The sequence below is a fragment of the Paracraurococcus lichenis genome (assembly GCF_030657435.1).
In the GTDB taxonomy this organism is placed as follows: Bacteria; Pseudomonadota; Alphaproteobacteria; order Acetobacterales; family Acetobacteraceae; genus Paracraurococcus; species Paracraurococcus lichenis.
Genome location: NZ_JAUTWS010000430.1, coordinates 1 through 601 on the forward strand (window position 1 = coordinate 1; position 601 = coordinate 601).

Here is a 601-nt window from a genome sequence, read left to right on the forward strand (position 1 = left end):
TACCGAGCTCGGCGACAGCGCGGTTGTCGCGCACCACAGGATGCACCCGCGCGTCCTCGACTACGAAGCGTGCCCCGGAGACGACGACGTGTTGGCAGAAGGAGTGCGTCAGGGGCATCTCGCGGCGCGACGCCCAGGGCTCTGGCAGGCCGACCGTGGCCTTGAGGAACTGCCGGTCGGCGTCAACGAGCGAGACCAGGGCGACCGGAACCCGCAGCAGGCAGCAGACCAGCCGGACCAAGCGGTCGAAGGCTGCATCGGGCGGGGTGTCGAGCAGCCCACTCCGACGCAGTGCGTCCAACCGCGACCCGTGCGGGATGGTGTCGGCAGCTGATGGTTCCGGCGAGGGGGCCAAGGCATGCGGAAGAGAGGAGAATGGTTCCGACACTTGCCGCCTCTGCCCTTCTTCCGCACCCGCCCTGGGGTGGCAAGGCAACGCCGGGCAGGAGGGTACAGTTCGGCACAGGAGCGCGGGAGCGCATCTGAATGTCATGAAGCGGACGTCCGCCTTGTTTGTTATGCCGCGTACGAGCGGTCGCACGCGATCCTCGTGACCCCGGGATGCGCTTTTGGGTCGCAGCAACGGCTCCAGCGTTGCCCT

The 601-nt window shown here is 67.9% G+C and carries 1 pseudogene; it reads right to left on the reverse strand.

Going from position 1 to position 601, the window contains the following annotated elements:
* Window positions 1-301 (reverse strand): annotated as a pseudogene (locus tag Q7A36_RS40650) (hypothetical protein); the annotation flags it as partial.
* Window positions 302-601 lie beyond the last annotated feature (300 nt).